General features: G+C 61.7%; 4 protein-coding genes. 2 read left to right on the top strand and 2 right to left on the bottom strand.

Translation table 11 applies throughout. The features are described from left to right. Positions 1-147: 147 nt before the first annotated feature. Both kduD and kduI read right to left on the bottom strand, forming a co-directional pair. On the bottom strand, positions 148-891 hold the full coding sequence (gene kduD, locus I8N66_RS03285) for a 2-dehydro-3-deoxy-D-gluconate 5-dehydrogenase KduD (protein WP_291149606.1): 744 nt from the start codon (positions 889-891) through the stop codon (positions 148-150). Further along, the gene (kduI, locus tag I8N66_RS03280; protein ID WP_291149603.1) at positions 888-1,712 is read right to left on the bottom strand and encodes a 5-dehydro-4-deoxy-D-glucuronate isomerase; all 825 of its coding nucleotides are present in this window, start codon (positions 1,710-1,712) and stop codon (positions 888-890) included. Before kduI ends, kduD begins: the two co-directional genes overlap by 4 nt. A 291-nt stretch (positions 1,713-2,003) precedes the next feature. Here kduI and I8N66_RS03275 point away from each other — a divergent pair, with 291 nt between their 5' ends. Together I8N66_RS03275 and I8N66_RS03270 are read left to right on the top strand one after the other, a co-directional pair. Then, positions 2,004-3,521 (top strand): aldehyde dehydrogenase (NADP(+)), encoded by a 1,518-nt coding sequence (locus tag I8N66_RS03275; protein ID WP_291149601.1) that lies wholly within the window; start codon positions 2,004-2,006, stop codon positions 3,519-3,521. A gap of 282 nt (positions 3,522-3,803) precedes the next feature. Beyond that, on the top strand, positions 3,804-4,260 hold a 457-nt coding region (locus I8N66_RS03270), incomplete at its 3' end, for a GntR family transcriptional regulator (protein WP_291149598.1).

Below are 4,260 nucleotides of genomic sequence, written 5' to 3'. Positions count from 1 at the left end.
CCGGGAAGGAAAGGAGGCCTGAGCCAAGCGCGGCCTTGATCTGTTCGGGGGTCATGACTGTGTTCCTCTATGAATGATGATCTGTATTAAGCGAGATATCTGACTCATGTCAACAATCATCATACAAGTCATAATACAAGTTAGCACTTAACGCGCCAACCACCCGCCATCGACATTCAACACGGCGCCATGAATGTAGTTTGCCGCCGCTGAAGACAAAAAGACGGCCGCGCCGGAAATGTCCTCGGATCGACCCCAGCGGCCGGCCGGAATCCGCTCGAGGATCGCCTTGCTGCGCTCGGCATCAGCCCTCAACGCCTCGGTGTTGTTGGTCTCAATGTAGCCGGGCGCGACAGCATTGACGTTGATGCCCTTTGCCGCCCACTCATTGGCAAGGAGCTTCGTGATGCCCACCACGCCATGCTTGGCGGCGGTATAGGAGGGAACGCGAATCCCCCCCTGGAAGGAGAGCAGCGAGGCGATGTTGACCACCTTGCCGGGGGCGCTCTTCAGGAGCAGCTCTCTGGCGAAAGCCTGCGTCGTGAAGAACAACGCCTTCAGGTTCACATCCATCACCGCATCCCAGTCGGCTTCGGAAAATTCGACCGCATCCGCGCGACGGATGATACCGGCATTGTTGACGAGAATGTCGAACCCGGCACCGGCGAAGGCCCCGGCCGCCGCCATGGGATCGGCGAAATCGAGTGCCAGCGCACTCGCCTTTCCCCCCGCCGTCTCAATCAGCGCGAGCGTTTCGTCTGGCGCCCTGCGAGCGGCACAGACGACCTCGGCTCCGGCTTGCGCCAGACCGACCGCAATGGCCTGACCGAGCCCGGTGTTAGACCCCGTGACAAGAGCCTTATGTCCTTCAAGAGAAAAGGGATTTTTCATCGCAGATCCGCCGGTTGAATGAAATCCATGTCCGTGTAGTCGACGTTATCGCCGGCCATCGCCCAAATGAACGTATAGGAGCCGATCCCCGCGCCCGAATGGATGGACCACGGCGGCGAGATGGCGCCTTGCTCGTTGGCGATGAAGAGATGCCTCGTCTCCTGCGGCTCGCCCATGAGGTGGAGCACCCGAGATTTCTCGTCCATGCCGAAATAGAGATAGGCCTCCATTCGGCGATCATGCACGTGGGAGGGGATCGTATTCCAAACGGACCCGTCTTCGAGCGTCGTGTAGCCGAGCACAAGCTGGCAGCTTTCCATCACGAGCGGGTGGATGAACTGATTGATGGTGCGTTTGTTCGAGGTCTCGACCGCACCAAGTTTGACCTCCTTGCTTTCGGCGAGCGTTACGAGCCGCGCCGGCAGGCTGCGGTGCGCAGGACTGGACACGATGTAGAACCGCCCGCCCCCGGCAAACGTCACTGCGCCAGAGCCTGCCCCGAGATAGAGCACATCGCCACCGTTGAGGGTGTAGGTCTCGTTGCCAGCCGTCACTGTGCCAACCTCGCCGATGTTTACGATGCCCATTTCGCGCCGGTCGAGGAAGGACGGCGTCTTCGTTTCCTCGACCCGATCGAGCGTGAGCGCCGCACCGTCAGGAACGGCGCCGCCCATAACGAAGCGGTCATAGTGCGTGTAGATCAACCGGATCTCGCCCGGACGGAACATGTCCTGCGCCAGGAAATGTCTGCGCAGCCCCTCCGTATCGAGCGCTCGCGCGTAATCCGGATTGACGGCCTGCCTGGTTTCAACGGTCAGCATTCGGTCCTCCTTGAGGTATTGCGGACAAGACATAATACATGTTAGTTCCTATTGTATGATAAGCTGCTCAAGGTCAAGACCCGAATGAAGCGCTCCTGTGATCAGGTCGCCGCCGGCGCACTCGGTCGCGCGGGCGGGACACTTCACATCTGGGCGGACTCGGTTGGGCAGCGAACGACAATCCGAGACCTGGCGCGCCAAATCTCGACTGGCGCCACCTGCTGCCGACATTTCCATGGCGCGCGCTCAAGGCGGCGCCCTCGCGAACAATCCCATCTTCAAGGAGTGGCTATGACCTTTACCCTTCACGGCAAACATCTGGTTGCGGGCGAGTGGATCGCGACCGAGCAGACCTTCAGAAGCGAACCGGCGCATGGCCCCGCTTTCAACTTCTCCGTCGGCACGACGGATCTGGTGGACAGGGCGACAAAGGCCGCCGAGGAAGCCTTCTGGTCCTACGGCTACTCCAGCCGGGACGAGCGCGCCGCCTTCCTCGAAACCATCGCCGATGAGATCGAAGCCCGCGCCGCGGCAATCACCGAGATCGGAAGCTCGGAAACCGGCTTGCCAACCGCTCGCCTCGAAGGCGAGCGGGGACGAACCACTGGCCAGCTTCGACTTTTTGCCGCCCATATCCGCAAGGGCGAATATCTCGACAAGCGCCACGATCAGGCGCTGCCGGACCGAAAACCCTTGCCACGGCCCGATATCCGGCTGCTGCAGCGGCCGATCGGCCCGGTCGCGGTGTTCGGTGCCTCCAACTTCCCGCTGGCCTTCTCGACGATGGGCGGCGATACCGCATCGGCTCTTGCCGCCGGTTGCCCGGTCGTCGTGAAGGGCCATTCAGCCCACCCGGGAACGAGCGAAGTGATTGCAGAGGCGGCGGATGCGGCGATCAGGAAGCATGGCCTTCACCCCGGCGTATTCTCGCTTATCCAGGGCGGCCGTCGCGACGTGGGGACAGCTCTCGTGACGCACTCCCTCATCAAGGCGGTCGGTTTTACCGGTTCGCTCGCGGGCGGCCGCGCGCTTTTCGACCTATGCGCCCAGCGCCCGGAACCGATTCCCTTCTTCGGTGAACTGGGCTCGGTCAACCCGATGTTCATCCTGCCCGAAGCTAGCAAGACCCGCGGAGAAGATGTTGCCAAGGGTTGGGCAAGCTCGCTGACGCTGGGTGCCGGACAATTCTGTACCAATCCGGGCATTGCCGTGATCGTATCAGAACAAGCGCCTGCCTTTGCGGAAAGTGCACGCGCAGCACTCTCGCAAGTCGGCCCACAGGTGATGCTGACGGATGGAATTGCCAAGGCCTATCGCGATGGGCGCGACCGTATCTCTTCAGGGCACGGTGTTCGCGACGTCTTTACGTCCAGCTGCGATCTGCGCAACGCCACGCCTAACCTCTTCCTCGTCTCGGCGCAGGACTGGCTCGCCAATCATGCGCTGTCGGAAGAAGTGTTCGGCCCGCTCGGCCTTATCGTTACGGTCGAGAACGTGGAAGAGCTGACCGCCGTCGCCAGGAGCTTCGACGGGCAGTTGACCGCAACACTTCAACTCGACGAAGGCGACACCGATCTTGCGCGCCGGCTGATGCCGATCCTCGAGCGCAAGGCCGGTCGCCTCCTGGTGAACGGCTTTCCGACGGGCGTCGAAGTCTGCGATGCCATGGTTCATGGTGGGCCCTACCCTGCCTCCACGAACTTCGGCGCGACCTCGGTCGGGACCATGGCCATCCGCAGGTTTTTGAGGCCCGTGTCCTATCAGAATGTCCCTGATGCGCTCCTGCCCTCCGATCTGTCGTCGATCTGAGGACCGCTCGCCAGCCTTCTTTGACGAATCCGGGATGGGGGTGGCAGCGCCGTCGCATCCCGGATTCTGCGGCGGTCATCGGTGCAAACGAGGCTAGACGCGATGGAACCGAACCCAGAATGAAGAAATGGCGCACAGCCGTACGCGATGAAGTGAAGACGGCGGGACACGCTGACGTTCGATGCTGCGGAGCCTGCGCCAGCGCAGGTTGAGAGCGCCGCCCTTGCATTCGAACAGATAACGGCTAACATGCCAGACAGGTTTAGGCATGTTGGGGCAGAAATGGAAGCCGTTAACACTATGGAGCGTGGCACGTCGCTTGCGGCAAAAATCAGCGCCGCACTGCGTCGCGATCTGGCGGAAGGCGTGTTCCGCCCCGGCGACAGGCTTCCGAGCGAAAGCGCTCTGACGCGCGAGTATTCCGTCAGCCGCACCGTCGTTCGGGAAGCGATCGCTATCCTTCGCGCCGACGGCTTGGTCGAAGCGCGCAAGGGCGCCGGCATCTTTGCCCTGGAGACAAAGCCGGAAAAGAACCAACCTTTCAACGATTTGAAGACGGAGCGGATTTCGTCCGTCATCGAACTTCTCGAACTTCGAACAGTCTTTGAGGTCGAATCGGCGGGGCTGGCAGCCGCACGCCGTTCTCCCGCCCAGATCGAGACGATCCTGGAGGCCCACCATCGTGTCGGCGAGTGCCTGGCAACCGGCAGTCCCACGCGCGATGCGGATTTCGAACTCC

Origin of the sequence: Ensifer sp. SSB1 (genome assembly GCF_016652895.1) — a bacterium.
GTDB lineage: Bacteria > Pseudomonadota > Alphaproteobacteria > Rhizobiales > Rhizobiaceae > Ensifer.
Note: the sequence above shows the minus strand (reverse complement) of the source record. Positions and strands in the feature narration are given on the sequence as shown.

What these genes read in the sequence shown, in the direction of transcription:
- kduD (WP_291149606.1), bottom strand. Translation starts at nt 891, where the DNA reads ATGAAAAATCCCTTTTCTCTTGAAGGACATAAGGCTCTTGTCACGGGG.
- kduI (WP_291149603.1), bottom strand. Translation starts at nt 1,712, where the DNA reads ATGCTGACCGTTGAAACCAGGCAGGCCGTCAATCCGGATTACGCGCGA.
- I8N66_RS03275 (WP_291149601.1), top strand. Translation starts at nt 2,004, where the DNA reads ATGACCTTTACCCTTCACGGCAAACATCTGGTTGCGGGCGAGTGGATC.